Genomic DNA, 21,812 nt, shown 5'->3' on the forward strand with positions numbered 1-21,812 from the left:
GGTATTTAACTGAATATCTTGATAACACGATCAAATGTAGAACTTTACATCCATATTAATGGTACAAAAAATTAACTCCATCACATGTGTTGTTAAATCAAATGAAGTGACTCTTACTAATTGAACATCAACGATTGTGAACTTTTGGTTCATCCTCGACAATTCAAAGCTTTATTCCTTCGATTACCTCAATGAATATAAATCCGGCCATGAGGTTATATCAAAATTCAATGGAGTATTCATGCACATGATATTTCAATCCATGTTACTACATCGATCTAATTATAAATTCTGGTACTAAACTGAAACTAATGAAGTGATTAAAACTGAATAAACTCGATTGATGGTAAACAAACAGTTTCAAAATAACCAAGGGTTGTTAAAACAAGTGAAATATCCATGATGGTGATAAGAATTTAATCCCATTGTCCAATGTTCAAACACAGAGATGTTGGAACCGAGTTAATCTCATTCGATTATAAGGTTGTAGATTGGATCAGATAATATTATTCAGTTTAGAATGGTTGTTTCAATGGCAATAGAAGTGATTAAGGATGGACATCGATAAGATGTTAACAACAGGTAGGTAACTGATGGTGTGGTTATTGTAGAGGAACGGAACCTTGTAATCTGATTTAGAATTGGTTGATGGGATGAGATTTGATGGGAGATATGTTTCAGAATACTCTATCTTAAGTCCAAAGGAACGACTATGGTTTCAAACATCCATATGCTTTGACTTGTGATTAAAAACAACAAGTATTAAACCACATCTGGTTGTATTTACGAATTTACATCATGGGTAGATAAAAGTTTTATAGTTTACTGCTAACGTCACTGAAAGTGGAGTGTTAATTGACTTTATTGTTGAATAGATTTAGATAAAGAAACCAAAATTATTAGTATTAAACTATCGAGTTCTGATAACCACAAGCACCAGATGTTAGAAAGTGTATTGTTGTTGACCGATGTTTAAGTAATCAATGAGGGTTTAGGATCTGGAGTTGAAAGATATTACCATCACTAAAATGTAACAAAGCAGTACGAATAATTGTTGGTAAAAGTACTACCACCATCATCGATGAGTTAAATTATAAAACCAAAATTAAGAACTAAAACAAAACAGACAAACAACAACAAGATGATGTTAAATCGGAGTATGAGAGGAAGAAATCACATGTAACGGTTGGTAAGATTGACTGATTAAATGGTCATGGTAGATGGTAGATGGATCAGTTGAAATTGAAATCAAAGAGATAAGAATAACAAGGCAGAGGATATATTGGATAACATCAGATCATCAATCCATGATGGAATTATTATTGGTGATGGTACAGTTTTGTTTTCTGATTTCAAAGAGACTAAACATTGAGCTTCCGAATACAGATCAACATGATAGACCTGAATATTACCAAGAAATCGTTAGCTATTCCTATCAAACAAGTAATCACAGATAGTAACATGTATCCTGATTTAACATTAAAATAGAAATCGGAACTTAAAACTTAATTGTCTATGGACATGATGTTGAAGGTACACAACGTTGATGATTTAATAACATTAGATATTATCGATCTTGTTAAAGTAGTTGAAATAACATTAAACGAGACAACATCTGTTACTTGTATTGGTTGTTGGAATGGGGTTGGCAACGTTTAACAACACAGAATCAACATAAGGATCCGATTATCATGAATCATTTGTATATATAGATTCCGATTCCATATATAATATGTCCATAAATTAACATCAATATCATACATCCTTGGACAATCATCCATAAATTGTATGTTAACATTACCAGTATTATACCCATTTCAATGTTCTAACAACATATATTTAATCTAATTTATTACTACCATTTATCATACCATCATCCATTTACTTGTTGATCTATTTACATCAATTCGTTCCAACGAACCAACGTCCATGCCATTAATCCTGTTAATTGATTATAAATGTTGTTATCGATACTTCTTTACCAACGAAATTGAAGGTTCTACAAGTCATATAAGATCTATGTGGTTTAATTAATCGATTACTTCATAGTGTTTGGCATATATGTTGTCAATCTGTTGGCTTCAAGCCATACAATTCTGTATTCTCTTATTCGTGTTAAATTATTCGTCATATACCAAGTGACCTTATATCCGAAGTGTCTTCAATCTCATTGAGCAGACTCAACGTACACGGTTCCATGAATTTGATTTAAACAAATAATCTTAAGATATGACTTGATCCATGTTGATTTAATAATAAAAACCACAGGTAGTAACACAATAAACCATGATTGATTATTCTATGTGGAACACATGAAAGGAATCGATAGTGAGGATGTTATTTCTGTACCCACATTGAAGTGATGTCATCAAAGTTCGAACGTTTGTTAACCAAATGTTATGAATAAATTGATAAAAACTAATTGGTAATCACCGTTGGAATTAATAACAATTTCAATATTCATTTACGAACAAAATCAAACAAAATGTTGTTACAAACCAACGTTTAGACTCGGAGATAGGTATACAATTTTTATAATCCATTGGTTAAATATTTAAAATGTATAATGAACCAATGTTCATTGAAATTAAAGTTATTATCCCCATGATTAGAACATAAGTTAAATAAGTTTCTATTTACAACAAAAAAACATGTATATCTTGTTGGTTAATGATCATCTACCCGTTTGATAACATCAATTGTAATCTTAAATTCATGTCATTAAACATGTTTATATTATAAAGTGACATATATATGTGATGCCATAAGTGAGTTATGGTAATTAAAAAGGTAAGAAGTATACCTATTGTTGCTAATCGTATCCGAAAGACAGAAACACAACAATGTGTAGATCGGAAGTCTTAAACCCACGAATTTATGATGGTCACATGTCCAACATCAATGGAAGTATATATATATATATTTTTATATATTAAACCTAAACCTCGGCTATCGATTAAGAGGTATCGGTGTTGACAACGTGGTGGATAAATATAAACTTAATTGAAGTAACAATTCTGTATACATTTGGTTGTTGATAAATGTTTAATTGATCGGACTCTATGTTGTTTACAATGACAGGATATCGTAAATGTTGGATGTAAGTTTATGAAATTAAAACATAACAATAAATCGTTATTAAGCTATCAGTTGATAGAAGTAAGTACAAAACAAGTGAAATATGTTATAGAATAATCTTTAAATCCTGTAGTATCTGCATCTGGTTTTTATCCACAACATACCATTGTACCAACGGTTTAAGCATTATGCTTAGAGGTTGTTTTTTTATCGAACCTTTAAACTCTTCATCTAATAACTAAGATATTCTAATACACATCTAATGGTTATAACTTATAAATTGATTAACAAAAACCACCCTAATGTAACAACAAGGTAACGTTTGAGATATCTGGTTATTTCTTTAATTGGAATTAACATAGTGGTATTGAAGTTTAAATGTATTTAAGGATATAAACAAGACAGATGTTGTTCAAGTAGTTATGATAGAGAAGGAGTTGGAAACACCTGTTGCAAGTGTTCCTTGTTAATATGTTTTATGTCAATGTAGATGTTGAAATAAGGTGTAGTAATTGTTATATCCGAGTTGAATATATGCGGGTGGTTGTAAGTTTAACACGTCGAAGACCAAGAACCAAGCCAACAAAGTGATCAAAATCCCACCTTGTTTGTTTCAATGTAATGTCTAATTCATGGAGTAACAAAATGGTAATAGTTTTAACTAAACATGTTCGAAATGATTCTGTTAGAGTTGATATTATTAACATCGTGGATAACGATTGTGATTAGATCGATAAGAGATGGTTCATGGTGTTTCGGTAGTAATAGTGATGAGTTGAAACCAGAGTTGTCGATATAAAAACAGAAATGTACATGGATCTGTTCCTTCTTGAGACTGAGATCAACGAGATAATATCGAGATAAAGTATACTCTATGAGAGGGATGTAAACGTTGATTTTAGATCTAGTTGACTGTTGGTTTTTGACCAATATAAGCTACGATTTAGTATCGGATCTTTGATCAAACATAGTAGATCGGAATTATTATTAAGAACCTATTAATCGGTCGGCTAACAACATAATGTTAACTATCGAGTAGAGGATGGTATAAGAGATATGACCGATCCAACGTCCATGGATTGAAATGTTACTTCGATAAATGGTTCAAGTTGTTAATCGGAGAATGGTTCTCTAAGTTAATCCAGTGAGCATCCAAATGCGAGTACAAAATCCCACCAACGTTGCTCGCATGTTAGCGAACTGGTTAACTTCAGGCTGGCAGAGCCAGCATCTCTATTAATGGACTGCCATCAGCAACAAAATCGCTGACAAAATCCATACCATTATATGTTATTAGATATCATGATTCAGTGTCATTTTGTTGCGCTTAAATGGCAGTTAACAACGATGTAGATCCGACTTCAGTCGATCCTTCATGTTCCGATGCCCCTCTCCATGGGGCCAAAACATACAACCAACGATCTGAGTAACACTCGACCCGAAGGGTATGGACGTTGCCAAAATTCCTCGAATATTAAGATAGGAATGGCAACTCAAATCCCGATGATCATCCCAAACAAAGGGATGCATCCAGATGAGGGATTTGACCTGAGGGTCCCATCCGAACTGACATCGATCTAAAGTTTTCGAACTTAAACTCCGTTTACCTACCATAGTGCTTACCAACATCCACCTTCATAAACAATGGACCTCAGCAGAGGTCTTCACTCTCCTAATCTGTAATCCTGATCTGACTTAAATAACTGATTAACCCATCTTCGATTCCAACGTCCAAACGTTTGAACCGCTTCCCAACATTATCTGATAAGCATTGATATGTTCGATGAACACCCATCGGGGTGTTATACTAAACCATCTAAAATTAACAACTCATTACTTCGAAACTAACAACATCCATGCCTTCAATTGGCTCAAATAAGTCAACCTCTGATTCTGGCTAAAAACATTCGAACCTTTTAAATGATCTCCTCATCGAGCCTAAGTGAGATGAGTTCTAACATTTCTAGACCGATACATCTGTTAAGCCTTGAACAAACACCCATGGAACTTTTACATCGAAACATCCATTCGATTTCTTCGGAACAACATGGTGCGGGTTCAACAAACTTTTGGAACTTTAACATCACGTTGGCAATGGACTTCTAAAACCTTAACCAACACCAAACATCAATTCGATTCTGTCATGCTTCATCTCGATTATCACCTCTCGACTATCAACAAGTAAACAGATGATAACTCGGCTTCCAACAAGGAAACGAGTTCGGTCTAACTGATCACCATCGAACAAGACCGCAACATCAACATCCTATCTCAAGGGATTGGTACATACACACCTAATGGTGATCTTAATACCATCTTGTTACCTTAATCGATCCGACCAGAGGTTAATGACTAAATAGGTTACCAATGTAAAGTTGTAGTGGTGATAAAAACTTGACAGTTACCTAATCAGCATCACTACATACATGAAGATTAAAAATATCTTCACATTACTTTACATTAGTTTATTAATGTTTATACGCGCACATGCGCGTTATTGAAACATTTTAAAGTACATGCCTCGTTGGCATGATGTATATCGTAGAGATATATGACTAATGTTTTAGTGATTAGAATTCGAGCTTGATCCTGGCTCAGAACGAATGCTGGCGGTAGGCCTAACACATGCAAGTCGAGCGGACAACCTCAACAGGTTGTTAGCGGCGAACGGGTGAGTAACACGTGAGAATCTACCTTGTTCAACGGGATAGCTTAAGGAAACTTAAAGTAATAACGTATGATTCCTGCAACAGGTAAAGAATATATTCGGAACAAGATGAGCTTGCGGTAGATTAGCTAGTTGGTGGGGTAAAAGCCTACCAAGGCCAAGATCTATAGCTGGTCTGGGAGGACGGACAGCCACATTGGGACTGAGACAAGGCCCAACTCTCTAAGGAGGGCAGCAGTGAGGAATATTGGACAATGGGCGGAAGCCTGATCCAGCCATACCGCATGAGTGATTTATGAAGATCTACGGATTGTAAAACTCTTAAGCTAATAATTAATAGTGATAATATTAGTTAATAAGCTCCGGCCAACTTCGTGCCAGCAGCCGCGGTAATACGAGGGGAGCGAGTGTTGTTCAGTATTATTGGGCGTAAAGAGCATTTAGGCTGTTTTATAAGTTAACAATTAAATCTTGGAACCCAATTCCATAGCAATTGTTAAGACTGTTTAACTAAGAACTTGGTGGAGGTGATCATAATTCCAAGTGTAGAGGTGAAATTCGTTGATATTTGGAGGAGTACCAAAGGCGAAGGCAGATCATCATGCTAAGTTGACGCTAAAAGTGCGAAAGCGTGGGGAGCAAACAGGATTAGATACCCTGGTAGTCCACGCCCTAAACGATGAGTGCTAACAGTTAAGCGATTATATGTTCAGAGCATATGTTCCGCACATATTTCGTTGATTGTACAGCTAACGCGTTAAGCACTCCGCCTGGGGATTACGACCGCAAGGTTAAAACTCAAAGGAATTGACGGAGATCCGCACAAGCGGTGGAGCATGTGGTTTAATTCGAAGCTACACGAAGAACCTTACCAGCCCTTGACATTTTTGGTTAAACATGTTAGAAATAACATGCCACTTACAACGTAAGAATACCTTAAACAGGTGCTGCATGGCTGTTGTCAGCTCGTGTCGTGAGATGTATGGTTAAGTCCTAAAACGAGCATAACCCTCTCTCATAGTTGCCGAAAACAAGTAATGAGTGGCTCTCTATGAGGACTGCCAACGCAAGTTGGAGGAAGGTGAGGATTACAACAAGTCATCATGGCCCTTATGGGCTGGGCCACACACGTGCTACAATGGCAACTACAAAGAGCCGCAATACTGTGAAGTGGAGCTAATCTCAAAAAGTTGTCTCAGTTCGGATTGTACTCTGCAACCCGAGTACATGAAGTAGGAATCGCTAGTAATCGTGGATCAGCATGCCACGGTGAATACGTTCTCGGATCTTGTACACACCGCCCGTCACACCATGGGAGTTTATTCTGTTTCAAGTTCCCTACAAGGAACGTAGATGGAGTAAATGACCGAGGTGAAGTCGTAACAAGGTAGCCGTAGGTGAACCTGTGGCTGAAAACAACAAACATAGAAGTCTTTAGTTATAGACTGAACAGAAATTAACTGAGATATTGTCAAGATGTCGGATTTTGGTCCGATGTTGTTGATAAAGCAATTAAATCCTTATAGATTTTTATCCTATCCATGTTTCAGATCATTTTATGTTAATGGAAAATGGATTATAGATGTTAGTTGCTGATAGTAATGCATCCGGTGGATGCCTAGGTATATCCATTGAAAGGTTTATGGGAACCAAAACGAACCATAACAGTTTATTTGTAGGAAACGAATTCTACATCGAAACTCAGTACACAGGGAACTGAAACATCTTAGTACCTGTAGGAAGACATATCTCAAGATATTCCGTTAGTAGTGGCGAACGAAAGCGGATCATGGCTATTATGATAACACTAAACCTGATGGTTACTTGGAATAGTAAGCAGTAATGGTTAAAGCCCAATATCATCTTAGTAGTTATCGAAAGAAAGTAGAACGAGACACGATGAATCTCGTCCGAAGATAGGAGGACCACCTTCTAAGCCAAAATATATGGATACAACCGATAGTGAACTAGTACCGTGAGGGAAAGGTGAAACAGAATCCCGAACAGGGTAGTGAAACAGATCCTGAAACCGGATGTTGACAAGCAGTCGGAGGGTCCAAAGACCTGACGACGTACCTTTTGTATAATGGGTCAACGAGTTGCTGTTGCAAGCGAAGCTTATATTTAAACATATTAAAAGCGAAGCGAAAGCGAGTCCACAAAGGGCAAACAACAAGTTTGCAGCTTCAAACCCGAAACCGAGTGATCTAACCATGGACAGATTGAAGACCGATTAATACTCTGTTGAAGGATCGAACCCGTGTGTGTTGCAAAACACTGGGATGATCTGTGGTTAGGGGTGAAAGGCCAATCAAACTCGGAGATAGCTGGTTCTCTGCGAAACCTATGTAGGTAGGTTGTTGATTTGATCTCAAAAGAGGGTAGAGCTCTGGATGGGTAAGTATAACGAGAGTTATATTAAGTTCAACCAAACTCCGAATATCTTTTTGAGTAATTGATCAACAAACACACTATGAGCATAACGTCCATGGTGGAAAGGGTAACAACCCAGACCTTCGATCAAGGTCCTTAAATCTGAACTAAGTGAAAAAGATAACAACCATCCAATGTCGATCAGGATGTAGGCTTAGAAGCAGCCATCATCTAAGGAAAGCGTAACAGCTCACTGATTAACGAATGGTTGAGTCTAAAATGTAACAGGACTAAGTTCAGTACCGAAGTCAAGGACATTGCCAACCGAGCAATGTGGTAGCAGAGCATTCCGTAGGCCATGGAAGGCAACCCGTGAGGGTTGTTGGAGGCATCGGAAGCGAGAATGTTGACATGAGTAACGATAATTGAAAGTAAGAACCTTTCACACCGAAAGACCAAGGATTCCCATTCCAGGATGTTCCGAATGGGGTTAGCCGATCCCTAAGGTAAAGCGGAAACGCATAGCCGATGGTAATCACGTTAATATTCGTGAGCCTTTTCCAAGTGATTTAACAAGAGATGTGTTATGTCTTATCGGATTGACATTAGCACTTCGGATGTTAACAGGAAGTAGCTTGGAAATCTTTGATCGTACCGCAAACCAACACAGGTGGTTGGGTAGAGTATACTAAGGTGTTTGAGATAATTGTGCTGAAGGAACTCGGCAAATTGTATGTGTAACTTCGGAACAAACATAACCTGCTTTGGGTAACCAAACCCAGGTGTAACTGAAAAGAGGGAAGCGACTGTTTATCAAAAACACAGGACTCTGCCAAATCGTAAGATGACGTATAGAGTCTGACGCCTGCCCGGTGCTGGCAAGTGAAACTCCGGATGTTCGAAGCATCTGGTCCAAACCCCAGTAAACGGCGGCCGTAACTATAACGGTCCAAAGGTAGCGAAATTCCTTGTCGGGTAAGTTCCGACCAGCATGAATGGCGTAACGACTTCCCTGCTGTCTCCAGCACAAGCTCAGTGAAATTGAAATCCCCGTGAAGATGCGGGGTATCTGCGGCAAGACGGAAAGACCCCGTGCACCTTTACTGCAACCTTGTATTGATGTGAATTTGGTTTATCGCGTAGCGTAAATGGTATAACGATGACAATTGGATTCAGGTCCAATTCCAGTTGCCAATGAAACACCATTCAATTCCCAAATAACATCTGATTACTGTCATGTTATTCTTGAAGCAAGACATTGCAAGGCGGGTAGTTTGACTGGGACGGTCACCTCCTAAAAGGTAACAGAGGTGTGCACAAGGTAGGCTCATGACGGTTGGAAATCGTCAGTAGAGTACAATGGCATATGCCTGCTTAGACTGCGAGACAGACATGTCAAGCAGAGACGAAAGTCGGTCATAGTGATCCAACGGATCCATGTGGAAGGGACGTTGCTCAACGGATAAAAGGTACGCCGGGGATAACAGGCTAATAGCTCCTGAGAGTTCTTATCGACGGAGCTGCTTGGCACCTCGATGTCGACTCATCGCATCCTGGGGCTGAACAAGGTCCCAAGGGTATGGCTGTTCGCCATTTAAAGCGGTACGTGAGTTGGGTTCAGAACGTCGCAAGACAGTTCGGTCCCTATCTGCCGTGGGTGTAAGAATGTTGATTAGGATCTGTCTCCAGTACGAGAGGACCGAGATGGACATACCTCTGGTCTCCCTGTTGTCGTTGCCAACGGCATGGCAGGATGGCTAAGTATGGAACGGATAACAGCTGAAAGCATCTAAGCCGGAAGCCAACCTAGAAACAAACATTCTATTAAGAGAAGTGACAGACCATCACGTTGATAGGCCAGATGTGTAAGCATGGCAACATGCTCAGCTAACTGGTACTAATATCTCAAAAGCAATAACAACCTGTATGTTCAAGTTAGACTGTTGGAACCCTCCCCCACAGGGAGGGATGGAGCTGTACGATCCAAACCAACAGTTATCAAGCCATCAATCTCCTCTAAGGAGATCCGTACTCATTATTCAACCCATCAAAACGTCCAAACTAACAACCTCCGACCTCAGATCCAACATCCGAAGCAAGCAAACGTTCGGTCCAACCCTGAATCATTTCTTCAAACAACCCTCCTCATGACCTCCCTGTTCCCATCCCTTGAATACCTCCAAACATCCCAATCCAAACATCAACCTCCAAACCTCTATGACAACCTCCATGCTACCAAGTAGCCACATTTATAACGTTAAACACCGTTCTCTCTACTCTCTAACCCACACACCAACAACCAGCATATCATGGTATTCTTCGATAATATTCATCATTAAAATACTTAAAACTTATAACCAAACTAAACAAAAAAACATAAACCCTATTGTTGTTGCTAGAAACAAACTCCGAATCATTGAGTTACCACCGTTCCATCAAAGCTATCAGGATATATCTTTCAACAAAATCCACAGAACATGGTTCTCATCCCAACCAATCATATGACGATTCCAACACATGACTACCAAACGTAAACCCAACACCCATGTTAAAGATAAACACAACGTTGCAAACCACAACCAAAATAATCATCTAATCATTATTCCTAATATCTTTGAGATATATCTTTTTTCTTAAAAAACGAGAAAACATTATTAACTCTACTAGTTCAATCTTCATTGTAAAACCCAACCTCATTGTAACCATCAGTTGATTATATATCGACCCTATCTATGTTGTTATTAATAAATCCAACGATCTATGTTCCTATTCGAAGACCAATGGTCTTGGATTTAGATGACAAAGAACCCATGTTATTAACATAGTGAGTCACAATCGTTATCATCAATTAGTGATTATGCATGGACGTTGGCCTCTTAATAGACCAATAAAACCTCATAATGTAACAACAGTACATAGGTATAACAATGTCCAATAACATTACCGGAATTATAACTAAAACGTTACCAAGTCTCATGTTTAGAGTTAAATTAGATTCTAATAACGAAATTGTAGCAAGTGTATCAACAAAGCTACGACTAAGAAGAGTTAAGTTACTGGTTGGTGACAGAATTTTGGTTCGTTGCCACAGCAACACAGGACAAATAATATTTAAATACAAACTTTAAGATAGGTACTTATTTAAGACCGAAAACAACACAGATACAACCACAACAAAAACCCGATCTATGGCTCCAGCGTAAACATTAACATCCATCGTATTCCAATCTACATATAAACCTAATATCTAACATAGACATCACTGTACCTTTGTATGTTACTAACCTAATCATAACCATGTTATCATTAAAACCACTATCAAACACAGATACACCGATCTAATCGTGGATAAGTTTTATTAATAAATTTAATCCTAAATCTTAACAGATCCTACACCGTGATCATCAAAGTATTGGACATATTCATTAACGATGGAACAGGAATAAACATGATGGTTACCATTTATAAACTCTTACGGATATAACCAAACTTCTTGACATATTTTACTTAACTCTAATCAACATTTAAACTAATATAAATAATTACAAATCCTGTTCACGATTCTTATAAACAAACCAACTATTAAACATTATAAAACTTCTAATAATAATTATCATAGCGATGACCACCTATTGTTCTAACGATATAACAACAAGATGTTACATATAATAAAACCAATTCATAATATTCTGTTCTTTTTAAAAAAATCCAACCACCAACAACGTTAACATAAAAAACCGAAAACAACCCACAACAAAACAGCTATTTAGATGTTAACATATTTTAACAAAGACCATCAAACCAAATCCTCTAAAGAAAATTAGTAGCAAGGCGTTAAACAACCAATTTATTCATCCTAATATATTATTACTAAAACAAGAACCACTTGTTGGTCCAATAACCTGCTTATATATGTTGTTATAGAATAAGTTATATAATTTCAGATTAGTAATTCGAATCGTCTCAAACTGATCTCTACAGGAAGTAATACCTTTATTTTCATCCGGATTTTAAACTAACCGCATCCAATGACCTATTACATCCAATGACCTATTAATCAATTAATCCCATTAATCTCATCACACTATAAACACTCTCAACATTTCTTGACAACCAATCTTTATCCAAACATTTCTAAAAGTAATTATAATTTATGGCTTTAACCATTTATCTATCACCACCCATAAGATCTACCCATCTCGTTGATTCCTAGTCAATATATATCTCAATACTATCAATAAAATTTCTAATACAACAACATCATCAAACCATTTAGTAATCTTTACGACCAACGATCATAGGATTACCATCACATCTTTAACAACAAAAAAACTATAATTCTAAGTAGCCAATATCCCTACTTCAAGGATTTCAATTATTTTCTTATCATGTTAATTACCATAAGCTCTTATTTTCTTTAATTGATTCCAACCATGTTATGTGTTTTCCATCTCATGTCCAATGTTCATCGACTATAAACATCACCACATCGTCACATTTATCAACAAACGTTCACATATAATTTTTGACCGAACTTATTAACAGCAGTCGTTATAAAACAAGTGAAACCAGATTGTTACAAAAAATCTGATCATAAACAACTTAAGCAACACGTACAGATGGTAACCGTTATTCCAAATGGTAACCGTTATTCCAAATGGTAACCGTTATTCCAAATGGTAACCGTTATTCCAAATGGTAACCGTTATTCCAAATGGTAACCGTTATTCCAAATGGTAACCGTTATTCCAAATGGTAACCGTTATTCCAATCTAAACTAACCAATAACTTACAAATCTCCAAACATAATACAACGGATGGAGATATTATCCTAGAAACCATTAAAACACCAAGAATCTGTTATAACCAACCAAATAAAATGAGATAGAAATAAGATTATATAATACCTATTTTTACATACTAAACAACATCTTAAACAAAACCACAACATCCTGTCTTATTTAAACACCGAATAAAGAATTAACTTAAACATCTCAACGAACCAACATTTATAACATGTTTATTCCTAAAATTGGTTATTTATACATCGGTTATTGAAAGAAATTAGTTAACAATTTGAACATCCAATTAAAGCATCCGTAATTATCAATAAACAATTAATTCCTGACTTCAACAAATAAATTATCTTAAATTAATAACTTTGATTCTATGGTTCTAATATTAACCTACAAACAGGTTGATTCCAACCTTCACTTATGTTCTCTGATATTTAGAGAAACGGTCGATTAATACTATCAACATCTAAAATACAAACAAATTAACAACATCCCATTGCTTAAACTGCACGTGTTCGGTTGTTGATTAACCAATTGTAAATACTTGTCAATAACCAATCCAACGAAGAGTATAAAATTTGAATCGACTTATATAGAGATCACCTTGTTCATAGGCATATAAGCTCATTTCAACTTATATCTCCTCTATTCCAAATTATACGTAATCAACATCAAAATAAAACAAACAACCAATTAAAATAACATCTAGCAATTTGTAAGTTATATAAATTTTATTCAAAATCTAGGATAAACATATTAATATCAAAAAAAATCTGACATAACGGATTTAAATAAAGTAATCAAGGATATATAAATCCTCATAGTTAAATACATCAAATTACCAACATATTCAACAGTTAATTATAATCTATTCGTATTATAAATTCATATAAAAACCAAACAAAATATATATATATCTCTTATCAAGTTAAATCCTACGGATGTTATTTAAATACCCGTTCCATTACACTTGAATCCATACTATCACTACATGATTGCAGTTGTTACCATCCTTAATTAAACCACCACATAGTCAAATGTATGGTAATTACATCAAATAACTATTCTACTGTTCCAACATCCTGTATCTAAATCTCATGGTATTCAATCCTCTAACAATTCTGACCTTAGAATTCATGTTTAAACGTTTAAATGTTCTTGATCTCTTAAATCCAACACTTACTGCAATAACAGACATTAATTTTATGGTAATAAATCATCTGAACAATATAAAAACTATAACTAACCCTTCTATTCAAGTAACATCATCTAAATTCTAAAGATATTACATCTATATATAAACCAAACCTTCGAACAACAAAAAAATACTAATTGCCACCCCAATCTAAACACTTCTTCTAGAGAAAAAAACAACTGGTATACCAATAATGATTTCTCTAATCCAATAACTTTAGATTAATATCATCCAAAAAAATCAAAGATGCCACTGAAACAAAGTGATTAATTCCTATTAAGTCTAGAGATCAGATCCAAACCTTACTCCAAATGCTAGACCGATAGTTACCTACCAAAAAAAATAACTTATCGAACCTATTCTTTTTTCTTACCAACGTTGTATCTAATACTCGATATTAACATTAAAGAAGTATAAAACCAACATAAAATTCCTATCAACCAACAAAAAAACCAAAACCAATCCTCTTACTTAAACACATTAATTTCAAAACAAACCAATAACAAAGCAACTCCAATGACCCTTCCTACTTATGACATCTATACGTTGGCTTCTAACACCATTTCCCCAAAAATACTTACAAACATCCAAACATCATCTGATCTAAGATAAAACCGAGTAATCTCATATTACCATTAGCAGTTCGTCCAACGAAACTGACCTCATTCATTAAAAAACCAGAATTCCATCATTACTACAATATTTTAATTCAATTACTAAAACCATCCATGTTAAACTCATCCATCAATTCTTACAATATTAGCCAAATAACTTCAACATTAATTACAAATCAAACCTTTGACATCTTATTTAATCATCTCCATTATCCACCAATATCATTACCTATGATCCTAATTCAATAATGTTATTCATAACTCGATTCCCAACAGTTTTGATATTAAGTTCGAGATATAACACATTCATGTCAGATCTATCTTTAGACATAGCAATAAAATCAATAAAAGACATATTTGCCTATGAGATCCAATGATACTATGGTATTTTCGAACTAGAATGGTTAATTAGTCAAAGTTCTTCAAAGTATCATGCAATAATTGTTTTAGGTTCTTCGATAAAACATACCACCAACCACTACAAATGAATAGCAAGACCGTGTTACCAAACTCTAATCAACTATCCAATAGTAAACATGGTATTTGTTTCCGAAACTCCAGAACAAGCCTGATTAAAAGTAATTAACTTGGATAACACATCAATTTTATACCCAGTAGCAAGTCTAATAGGATCAACCATGTTGATTTTGGTCTAATATCTCAACATCTTCTAAATCACTTAACACATCAACATCATTATCTCCAGTCATTTTAAAACATCTAACAACCATTATCCTTAAACATCTTATTAACTGACATCATCTCATTCATGAACCTCTAACCATATCCATTAATCTAAAGATACATCAATATTAACAATATTTAAACCCAAATCATCAGTCTAAAACATCCATTACTTCGTTGTTTTTGTTCATATTTATCCGATTCCCAACTCCATCATCTGAACCCATCAAATGAACTAACATTCACCAAGATTTATATTAACTTATCATCCAAATCTGACACACTAACTCCAAACCCTACCCATTTCAAAGCACCATCAATCCATGTCAATTACCAACATCCCAAACCCATAACAAAACATACATGTTACTGATCCGATAATACTTAATAGCAATGAATCTAAAACAAATAATCAACATCAAAACCACCATGCTAAGCGAACGTTATACCGTTACTGACCAACAAACCACAACAACATGCCACCTTACCAACACCCACATACAACAATCTGTATGTCTGTTTTCTACTAGAAAGATAAAACCTTTAGAGATAATATCTTACCTATTCTCTATACATCGAATTCAAACCTCCACCTCCTCCTTCGTTATAATCTATTTTCAACCTGTTCAGACACAACTCCATTTAAACCATAACTATACTAACCTCTAAAACGTATATAACTCTTAAGACCATTTATCATCGGTTGAACAGACTACCACCTAAAGCATTGAAACTAACATCTTACAACAATTTACCCGTTTCTCACCAACCAAGATTAACCTAACCGTTGAACACAACGTTGTAACATGGTATCCAACACTTAACACATAACGACTTAAAACCTCTTAAAAATATCAACTTCAATTAGAAATACACAACAAAATTAACATCAAATCTCAACAACCTGTTATTAACAAGGTCTCTAAGGTTGATCACCAACATAAGGTGACCATAGCTTTAATAACCTCAAATGAATTATATATAAATACTTAAATCATAAGATTAAACAAACAACTCCAAAAAACCAACATATAATCATACATAAAAGTAACATCCATATTTCTACCAGATGAAACTACCCTGTTATTCACAGCCACTCATGTTATGACTCCATAATGAAACACACCATCTCCATATTAGTATTACACGGTTAAGACCAAACGTCCAAGTCTAATACTTAATAGACAAATAACATGTTTAAATACCATTAGTTTTTAAGCGACCAACAAACAAAGTAACCTCTTCTATTCCTTTATTCAAATAGATGACAACATCTGGTTAAAATCAAACATCCAACCAAACTACGAACTGTTAAAATATAATGAAAAAAAGAACAATAACCTCAATCTATTTAACAAAATCCAACCATCAATAACATCGATAAATTTAATCAAAACATCCGAACCCACCCCTCTCACAAAACTTATAACAACATCCAAGACCATCTAACATCTCATACCAAACCCCAACATCCATACACCTCTTCTACGTTAGTTCACATTTCTTTTCTAACCTCAATAATCATCATCATTATTCAATATTAATCTCATACTAAACTAAAGCAATTACTTTATACTTCTTATTAACTCCAACACCCATCATCAACAATTCCAACCACTACTATCCAACCAACAACCCACAACTGTTTTAACCTTTTATCTTATCCCTTTCTTAACATCATGACAGATCCCAAACCAAGCATACTAATATCCATCCTACAAATATCAACTGACATCAAATCATCCAACAAAACAACCTCCATACTTTAATCTTTAACCAACAATAGTTTAATCTAAACATGTCAAACAACTAATCCATCCAAACCTCCAAACATTCCGTTTAATTCAAACATGGTAACCACATTCATCCATATTAGCTACCAATTCAACCACATTTATCAACCAACATCATGTTGATGTCTTCTTCACACATCTACCATCCTAAGTTAACAAATTCATTTCAATATACCTTTCAACAAAACAAGTTACAACCTGTAACCATTTACCCTATCAATTCAAAGTTTCTAATTAATTTAATAAAACACTCCTTACATCTAATCCTCTTAAACCTCAAACAATTAAACCATCAACCTCCTAATCACCATCAATTAAATACTTCAAACTAATTAACTAACAAACCTAACGAAAAAACTCCTTACAACTACCTCGTTAATCTCCAAGGATTCATCATCAAGCCAGAACCGCATCAATATTGTTGTAATACTCACCTCTATACCCTCTTCTTTTCTTGTCCTTCCTTGATGTTATAATTCCATTAAATTTCTCCCCTTCTGTTTAACCTTAACACCCTCTCAAGCACAACAACTGTTACCTTCAGACATTACTAACCAACATGCCTTCAAATCTTCATTGACAAACCAACATGGTTATTTCTTCTAATCCTCAGATAAATCGGTTCGTACCTCCCAACACATCAACATCTTAAACATTTTCCAACCATTACTTACAAACATGATTAATTCACATAAATCTGTAACAATAACCTATATTCCTTATCAAACACCCAAGACAAACGACCACCAACAATTCATTATCCACCAATCCTCCTAATATTATATTCTTACCCAAACTCTATAACCAACACCATACTAACATATCAAGACAACAACCGTGTCAACATTTGACCATTCTTGAATAACAACAAAATCTTAATCATGATATCAGTTACAATCAAATTATATTTAATAATAGTAGGCTGATTGATGTTAAGAACAGATAAAACGGATGTTTATATTACATCATTGAAACACATATCAAGTTCTACTGAATATTACTATTAATTTAATCTAATACTTGATTGATACCTATTAAACAACAAAATTCCAACCTAATATCTGCAACATCTGACCTGTTCCGAACAAACATCAGGTTATTCATCTGACATCTACAACCCATATTCTCAGTTGGTTACAAAATTGTACCATTATTAAAATCTTAACATATCTCCTATAAATCTTAATTAAACAACGTTAAAAGTCGTTACAACTGACATTTACATTTCTATGGTATGATAGTTATATGCCAAACTTCATCGGAACACCATCTACATTAAATAACTCCAATTCATCGAACAAATCTATCTCCAAACAAACAAACATATACATCCATCATCAATGACTCTATACATCCGAAACATACCTTCGATATTTCAATACATTTTAGCTTTAAACTATAAGAATCATACCTATTTACCTCAACAAATCATCAAAATATACTTACATCAAGTCATACCCATTTTTTCTTACAACCTATAAAAAAACAACAAAAACAATGAACATAAATCATCAAAACGAACACACCTGCAAGGTTGTAATCGATACAGAAACAACAGGTTTAAGTCTAAAACATGATAGAATTATCGAATTGGCTGCAATCGAAGTAGTAAATGGAAGAATATCTAGGATCTTTCATAGTTATTTTGATCCATCTCCTGTCAAGGTCAATGTTTCTGCCACAGCAATCCATGGATTGACAAATGAATTCCTAAGTACTAAACCAAAATTCAAGGAACACGTTGACCAATTTTTAGAATTAATCAAAGATAAACCATTAATAGCTCACAATGCCCGTTTTGATGCTACTATGATAAATAATGAATTAACACGGATAGGAAAAACCTGTATACCAAATAATCAGTGAATTGACACATTGAAATTAGCAAGAAATTTATTTCCAGGTAAACCTAATTCATTGGCAGTTCTATGTAAACGATACAAATTAAAACCAAACGGACTATTACACAGTGCTATAAAAGATTGTGAAAACCTATTGACAATATACAATTTAATGTGTTCAGATACAACAAAAAAATCTATACCAAAATCTAAGTAACAAGTTAATTATTACTTCTAATGGATTCCATCTCTTATAACTCAAGCAAATACTACCTCCTAAACATCTCAATTCAAACATACTTCAAACCACCACTTCACGTTGTTAAAATCAATTAAACCAACCGATATACATAAAGATACAACCTTGAACTAAGATGAATTGAAATCCAAACGTCTCTACCTCTTCAAACCCTAATTCATAACAATATCCACAACATTTTAGTGGTTAACTTAACAAACCGAAGATAAATGACATGAGATCCATGCCACCTACCTCCATGATAGTGATCAAAATTTCCAAAACCAAACCTCAATCAATCTCTAAACACCGATTATCACAACGAAATGAACAAGATGTGGTCAAAACAACCCATCATCATAAACCACATCCCAAACATCAAATAATCCAACATAATACTTATTATACTTCAACAAATATCTCAAAAGATATCCTTCCGAACCTACCTAAACGTTGTACCATCATCTCCATCTCCATCCGATTAGTAACAACAACGGTTGTTCGGTTCTTTATTAAAGTATTTGTTTACCCATTCAAGACTTCAATCCTCCGATCAAAACTACATTGGTAAATTCATACATTTCATCATAAGATAAGATCCACACATGTTATAAATTATTACAAACATGAATGACTAATTAAGAATATCATCGACAAGTTTAACAACATTACCCATATATTTATGTATTTATAGGATCGTAGTTTATTAGTAGTACTTTAAACCTCTACATTAAAATCACATCTTTGTTAGTTTAAGAAACAACCTATTAAACTGTTAAACGACTCAAACCTCCACCTCATATTCAACATTTATTGGTACTAAAACCAAACGTCCACACATTACTCCAACACTGATGGTTCAGATAACCAATACCAACACCATTATAGATTTATAATCAATATTAATAATATAACAACGAAGCAATAACCTACATGGTTCAAACGTCCAGCAGTGTGTTGAATGGCTTTTCAAACAAATGAAATTATAATTACATATCTATAACAACCTCAATATCACATTGACCAAAATGTTAACAACAAACACGAACAACTCGTTAACCAAGAACCAAAGATCAATCATTGGATCGATGTCAGTGACATGCAGTTACAACGAAGTGATATCTTCAAAAGAGTATACTTTGGCATCGGTCTTGGAAGTCAAACGTTATACAGATTCATCGTTCAGTTTCACAACCAAAAGATTAAAAACAATAAAATTCAAACCCGGTGAGTATGTAACATTAGGATTAATAATCAGAGGTGAATTAATATTCAGAGACTATTATATATGTAACCCAACATGAGCTAACAAGTTAGAGTTTTATTCAATGGTAGTACCGAATGATTTGTTCACATCGTTCCTCAAAATGATTACCACTAGTAGTTCAATCATAATTAAGAAGAAACCATCAGGATCCTTGACCATCAAAACATTGAAACCAGGTAACCGTTTATTCCTATTATGTACAGACATCGGAATAGCAGCTGTTAACAGTATAATATCTGAACCAAACACATATGCCAACTTCAACGAAGTTATAGTAGTTATAACTTGTAAATATATCCGAGAATTAGAATATCTTAATGATAAACTGGAACAATTAAGACAAGAACCACGAGTTAAACCATATGCAAAGAACAAGTTAAGAATTTATCTAAGTGTAACACATGAACCATATCCATATTCTGGTGAGTTAACATGGCTAATAAAATCCGGAACACTTATAGCTGATCTAAGAACATATAATTTTGATAAGATGGATAGATTTATGGTATGTGGATCAAAACAAACAACATTGGATGTTGTGAATCTGTTGAGATCATTAGGTTATTCCGAAGGAAGTACACGTTATCCAAGTGATTTTATATACGAAAAGATATTAATTGATCAAACGTTTGAAGTACTTTCAAAGCTTAACAGCTTATTAAAATGGTTAAAAATGAATGATTCAAACAAAAAATCTAAGACATTGTCTAACTTAAAATGTTCGATATCCCATCATTTCCTCTACAACCCACGTCATCAACACATTATAACTCCATCAAAGTAGGTATTGATAGTTCACTTACATTTACCAATGGCCATAATATATTCAATGAACCACGATTAAAATCAGTTTAATCTATAATCTTAATCCTATTTAATACAACTATTAAACAACAATTTGATATCCATAACTATCTAGTTGTTTTCAACATTGATACAACATACCAACAAAATAACTCTGATCGATTAAAGATGGTTTAAATCATTTAATATAAATCTGTTCAATTCTCTACGAATTTAAAAACCAACCCACAACAAACAAAATATACGGCCAACCTCCAACATCAACATGTTGTGGTGTCTACTTGTTGTTTCTTTAAATTATAATTAACATTATCAGATTTATTACTACAAAACATATATTAATGTACCTTAAAACAATATGTAGTATTTAAATTCTGTATATCCATTTACTATTAAATTTACCAATTCATTTCATCACTATTCACGTTCATCACTATTATTCTCACCTCTTCTTCATTCCA

General features: G+C 34.4%; 18 protein-coding genes and 2 rRNA genes. 11 read left to right on the plus strand and 9 right to left on the minus strand.

Annotated features, from left to right (window positions below; translation table 4 throughout):
* The first annotated feature begins 134 nt into the window (after window positions 1-134).
* From MAGTDC_RS04450 to MAGTDC_RS04455, 3 genes are all read left to right on the plus strand, one after another.
* A complete protein-coding gene (locus MAGTDC_RS04450; RefSeq protein ID WP_192573015.1) occupies window positions 135-350 on the plus strand; it encodes a hypothetical protein in 216 nt (71 codons plus the stop codon).
* Window positions 351-1,213: 863 nt separating this feature from the next.
* Window positions 1,214-1,399 (plus strand): hypothetical protein, encoded by a 186-nt coding sequence (locus tag MAGTDC_RS01430; protein ID WP_192573016.1) that lies wholly within the window; start codon window positions 1,214-1,216, stop codon window positions 1,397-1,399.
* A 122-nt stretch (window positions 1,400-1,521) separates the two neighbouring features.
* Window positions 1,522-1,659, plus strand: coding sequence for a hypothetical protein (locus tag MAGTDC_RS04455; protein WP_192573017.1), 138 nt, complete (start codon window positions 1,522-1,524; stop codon window positions 1,657-1,659).
* 379 nt (window positions 1,660-2,038) lie between these two features.
* Here MAGTDC_RS04455 and MAGTDC_RS04460 read toward each other — a convergent pair whose 3' ends face one another.
* A complete protein-coding gene (locus tag MAGTDC_RS04460) occupies window positions 2,039-2,191 on the minus strand; it encodes a hypothetical protein (protein ID WP_192573018.1) in 153 nt (50 codons plus the stop codon).
* Window positions 2,192-3,549: 1,358 nt separating this feature from the next.
* Here MAGTDC_RS04460 and MAGTDC_RS01435 point away from each other — a divergent pair.
* Together MAGTDC_RS01435 and MAGTDC_RS04465 are read left to right on the plus strand one after the other, a co-directional pair.
* The gene (locus MAGTDC_RS01435) at window positions 3,550-3,807 is read left to right on the plus strand and encodes a hypothetical protein (protein WP_146656742.1); all 258 of its coding nucleotides are present in this window, start codon (window positions 3,550-3,552) and stop codon (window positions 3,805-3,807) included.
* Between the two features lie 11 nt (window positions 3,808-3,818).
* On the plus strand, window positions 3,819-3,980 hold the full coding sequence (locus MAGTDC_RS04465) for a hypothetical protein (protein WP_192573020.1): 162 nt from the start codon (window positions 3,819-3,821) through the stop codon (window positions 3,978-3,980).
* A 436-nt stretch (window positions 3,981-4,416) separates the two neighbouring features.
* Here the strand turns inward: MAGTDC_RS04465 and MAGTDC_RS01440 are convergent, their stop codons facing one another.
* From MAGTDC_RS01440 to MAGTDC_RS04470, 3 genes are all read right to left on the minus strand, one after another.
* Window positions 4,417-4,707, minus strand: a complete 291-nt coding sequence (locus MAGTDC_RS01440; protein ID WP_192573021.1) for a hypothetical protein — start codon at window positions 4,705-4,707, stop codon at window positions 4,417-4,419.
* Between the two features lie 43 nt (window positions 4,708-4,750).
* On the minus strand, window positions 4,751-4,873 hold the full coding sequence (locus tag MAGTDC_RS05415) for a hypothetical protein (RefSeq protein WP_278046901.1): 123 nt from the start codon (window positions 4,871-4,873) through the stop codon (window positions 4,751-4,753).
* 121 nt (window positions 4,874-4,994) lie between these two features.
* A complete protein-coding gene (locus tag MAGTDC_RS04470) occupies window positions 4,995-5,162 on the minus strand; it encodes a hypothetical protein (RefSeq protein ID WP_192573022.1) in 168 nt (55 codons plus the stop codon).
* A gap of 487 nt (window positions 5,163-5,649) precedes the next feature.
* On the opposite strand from MAGTDC_RS04470, the gene MAGTDC_RS01445 reads away from it, so the two are divergent.
* A 16S ribosomal RNA gene (locus tag MAGTDC_RS01445) occupies window positions 5,650-7,170 on the plus strand.
* A gap of 163 nt (window positions 7,171-7,333) precedes the next feature.
* Window positions 7,334-10,041, plus strand: a 23S ribosomal RNA gene (locus MAGTDC_RS01450).
* Together the 16S and 23S rRNA genes form the textbook arrangement of a ribosomal RNA operon.
* A 139-nt stretch (window positions 10,042-10,180) precedes the next feature.
* Here the strand turns inward: MAGTDC_RS01450 and MAGTDC_RS04475 are convergent.
* Together MAGTDC_RS04475 and MAGTDC_RS05420 are read right to left on the minus strand one after the other, a co-directional pair.
* Window positions 10,181-10,330, minus strand: coding sequence for a hypothetical protein (locus MAGTDC_RS04475; protein ID WP_192573023.1), 150 nt, complete (start codon window positions 10,328-10,330; stop codon window positions 10,181-10,183).
* Window positions 10,331-10,540: 210 nt separating this feature from the next.
* Entirely contained in the window at window positions 10,541-10,666 is a 126-nt protein-coding gene (locus MAGTDC_RS05420) for a hypothetical protein (RefSeq protein WP_278046902.1), read from the minus strand.
* Window positions 10,667-11,046: 380 nt separating this feature from the next.
* On the opposite strand from MAGTDC_RS05420, the gene MAGTDC_RS05870 reads away from it, so the two are divergent.
* The gene (locus MAGTDC_RS05870) at window positions 11,047-11,247 is read left to right on the plus strand and encodes a translation initiation factor IF-1 (protein WP_146656744.1); all 201 of its coding nucleotides are present in this window, start codon (window positions 11,047-11,049) and stop codon (window positions 11,245-11,247) included.
* 2,734 nt (window positions 11,248-13,981) lie between these two features.
* Here the strand turns inward: MAGTDC_RS05870 and MAGTDC_RS05425 are convergent.
* Window positions 13,982-14,113 (minus strand): hypothetical protein, encoded by a 132-nt coding sequence (locus MAGTDC_RS05425; protein ID WP_278046903.1) that lies wholly within the window; start codon window positions 14,111-14,113, stop codon window positions 13,982-13,984.
* Window positions 14,114-15,002: 889 nt separating this feature from the next.
* Here MAGTDC_RS05425 and MAGTDC_RS01460 point away from each other — a divergent pair.
* Window positions 15,003-15,380, plus strand: a complete 378-nt coding sequence (locus MAGTDC_RS01460) for a 6,7-dimethyl-8-ribityllumazine synthase (protein ID WP_146656745.1) — start codon at window positions 15,003-15,005, stop codon at window positions 15,378-15,380.
* Between the two features lie 324 nt (window positions 15,381-15,704).
* Here the strand turns inward: MAGTDC_RS01460 and MAGTDC_RS05430 are convergent, their stop codons facing one another.
* Window positions 15,705-15,836 (minus strand): hypothetical protein, encoded by a 132-nt coding sequence (locus MAGTDC_RS05430; RefSeq protein ID WP_278046904.1) that lies wholly within the window; start codon window positions 15,834-15,836, stop codon window positions 15,705-15,707.
* A gap of 2,862 nt (window positions 15,837-18,698) precedes the next feature.
* On the opposite strand from MAGTDC_RS05430, the gene MAGTDC_RS01470 reads away from it, so the two are divergent.
* On the plus strand, window positions 18,699-19,259 hold the full coding sequence (locus MAGTDC_RS01470) for an exonuclease domain-containing protein (protein ID WP_146656747.1): 561 nt from the start codon (window positions 18,699-18,701) through the stop codon (window positions 19,257-19,259).
* 796 nt (window positions 19,260-20,055) lie between these two features.
* Here the strand turns inward: MAGTDC_RS01470 and MAGTDC_RS05435 are convergent.
* Window positions 20,056-20,205, minus strand: coding sequence for a hypothetical protein (locus MAGTDC_RS05435; protein ID WP_278046905.1), 150 nt, complete (start codon window positions 20,203-20,205; stop codon window positions 20,056-20,058).
* A gap of 94 nt (window positions 20,206-20,299) precedes the next feature.
* Here MAGTDC_RS05435 and MAGTDC_RS01480 point away from each other — a divergent pair, with 94 nt between their 5' ends.
* On the plus strand, window positions 20,300-21,331 hold the full coding sequence (locus tag MAGTDC_RS01480) for a ferredoxin reductase domain-containing protein (protein ID WP_192573024.1): 1,032 nt from the start codon (window positions 20,300-20,302) through the stop codon (window positions 21,329-21,331).
* The last annotated feature ends 481 nt before the right edge of the window (window positions 21,332-21,812 follow it).

This window comes from Candidatus Hodgkinia cicadicola (genome assembly GCF_002774925.1).